General features: G+C 56.9%; 2 rRNA genes. Both read left to right on the top strand.

What is annotated here, in order from left to right:
- Positions 1 to 1,773: ribosomal RNA gene (locus tag J7J62_07415) — 23S ribosomal RNA — on the top strand; the annotation flags it as partial.
- Between the two features lie 54 nt (positions 1,774 to 1,827).
- Positions 1,828 to 1,944 (top strand): 5S ribosomal RNA (gene rrf, locus J7J62_07410).
- The last annotated feature ends 7 nt before the right edge of the window (positions 1,945 to 1,951 follow it).

Raw genomic sequence — 1,951 nt, 5'->3', positions numbered from 1 at the left:
CGGCGGCCGTAACTATAACGGTCCTAAGGTAGCGAAATTCCTTGTCGGGTAAGTGGACAACTTGCCCCTCCATCCCGCGAGGGATGGTGCAAAAGCCGGCTTATATCGGGGAAGCCCTCCTGTCAGTGCGGGCTGGCAGTGGGTAACCCCGAGGGAAGTCGCCTCGGTCCCTAACCGAGGTTGACCCCGTAGAGACTGACCCGAAAGGGGAGCCCCGAAATATTTTTCGGGGAATACGCCGGCCCCTCACTTATAACCCCATTTTGTGGGGGAAGCAACTATGGAGGACCTCCTTGATAACTCTAAACCCGGAGGGAAAATGCATCCGTGGTATGTGACCGGACTGGTGGAAGGTGAAGGATGCTTTTCGGTGTCCTTTAACAAGCGAGCCAGGCTGAAGGTTGGAATAGAAACTCGACCTTCATTCTCGGTGAGTCTTGCCAGCCGGGACCTGGAGTTGATTAAGGCTCTGAGGGAGTTTTTCGGATGTGGCGGAATACGGTTTTGCAGGCAGGACCGCACTTACAAATACGAAGTGCGCTCTATAGATGACCTGTGGAAGCGGATTATTCCCCACTTCAGGAAATTCCCACTGAGAGGCAGTAAAGCTGAGGACTTCGAGAAATTTGTCGAGATATGCGATTTAGTAAGAAGGAGTCATCATCTGAATCCGGAGTACCTGAGACATATAATAGAGTTAGCATACAGTATGAATGTCTCGGGGAAACGGAGGTATGGGAAGGAGGAACTCCTACGGTTGCTTCGTGAGGTGAAGAGATAGTCCACCGCCGATGGAAACATCGGGAAAAGGTGAAGTTCCGACCCGCACGAATGGCGTAACGACTGGGCCAGTGTCTCGAGGACGGGCTCGGCGAAATTGGAGTCGCGGTGAAGATACCGCGTACCCGCGCCGGGACGGAAAGACCCCGGAACCTTTACTGCAGTCTGGTGTTGGGTTCTGGCATATCGTGCGTAGGATAGGTGGGAGGCTGTGAAGCACCGACTCCGGTCGGTGTGGAGCCGCCCTTGAAATACCACCCTCGGTATGTCGGGGCTCTAACCCGCCGCCTATAAGTACGGGCGGGGGGACAGCGCCTGGCGGGCAGTTTGACTGGGGCGGTTGCCTCCTAAAAGGTAACGGAGGCGCCCAAAGGTCCCCTCAGCTCCGTTGGAAATGGAGCGTTGAGTGTAAAGGCATAAGGGGGCTTGACTGCGAGACCGACAGGTCGAGCAGGTGCGAAAGCAGGGCTTAGTGATCTGGCACCCCCGTGTGGAAGGGGTGTCACTTAACGGATAAAAGGTACTCCGGGGATAACAGGCTGATCGGGCCCGAGAGTTCACATCGACGGCCCGGTTTGGCACCTCGATGTCGGCTCGTCGCATCCTGGGGCTGAATCAGGTCCCAAGGGTTGGGCTGTTCGCCCATTAAAGCGGCACGTGAGCTGGGTTCAGAACGTCGTGAGACAGTTCGGTCCCTATCTGGCGCGGGCGTAGGAGGCTTGAGGGGGTCTGTCCCTAGTACGAGAGGACCGGGACGGGCGAGCCCCTGGTGTACCAGCTGTCGCGCCAGCGGCACAGCTGGGTAGCTATGCTCGATAGTGATAAGCGCTGAAAGCATCTAAGCGCGAAGCACCCCCCAAGATAAGGCCTCCCGTGTCCCGATTAGTCGGGACCCTGAAGGGCCCAGGGAGACTACCTGGTTGATAGGCGGCAGGTGTAAGCGCCGCGAGGCGTTGAGCCGAGCCGTACTAATAGCCCGTGAGTCTTAACCAAACTTTCTTGTCATCGAGTGTCTGCGCAAAGTCTTCCTCTTAAAATAAAAGCTTCCCCACCCTCCATAGCGCGGGGGAAACGCCCGGTAACATTCCGAACCCGGAAGCTAAGCCCCGCAGCGCCGATGATACTTGGCGGGAGACCGCCCGGGAAAGTAGGTCGAGGGTGGGGGTTAATA

The sequence above is a fragment of the bacterium genome, from assembly GCA_021159335.1.
Classification (GTDB): domain Bacteria; phylum UBP14; class UBA6098; order B30-G16; family B30-G16; genus JAGGRZ01.
This window is presented reverse-complemented; position numbering and strand designations above follow the sequence as displayed.